The 286-nt window shown below is 60.1% G+C and carries 1 protein-coding gene; it reads right to left on the bottom strand.

Annotated elements, in window-relative coordinates; all coding sequences use genetic code 11:
* Positions 1 to 286, bottom strand: a 286-nt coding sequence (locus NE591_RS15660; RefSeq protein ID WP_256157150.1) for a hypothetical protein, incomplete at both ends; no start/stop codon positions are given.

The following is a 286-nucleotide window of genomic DNA, read 5'->3' as shown; positions in this document are numbered from 1 at the left end:
CAGATCGAGCTTGTAGGTGCCGGCGTAAGCACCGTCCTTCTTCTCGACCGCTAACGGAATGACGTCGCGCACCGCGCCCGTCTCGTATACGACGCGGAGGGTGACGGTCTTCTGCTCGACCGTGGGAGCCTTGATCTCGGCCTTCTTGCCAACCAGAACGTAGACGTTGCCAGACTCGGTCAGAGCAGCATCGGAGAAAGCAGCTGTGCCGTTATCCCGAATCTCGGCAACCTCGACAGCACGGGCTCCATTCGCGACCTTCATGACGGTAATCTCATCGCCGTCG

Origin of the sequence: Adlercreutzia sp. DFI.6.23, from assembly GCF_024462535.1 — a bacterium.
Lineage (GTDB): Bacteria > Actinomycetota > Coriobacteriia > Coriobacteriales > Eggerthellaceae > Adlercreutzia > Adlercreutzia rubneri.
This window is presented reverse-complemented; position numbering and strand designations above follow the sequence as displayed.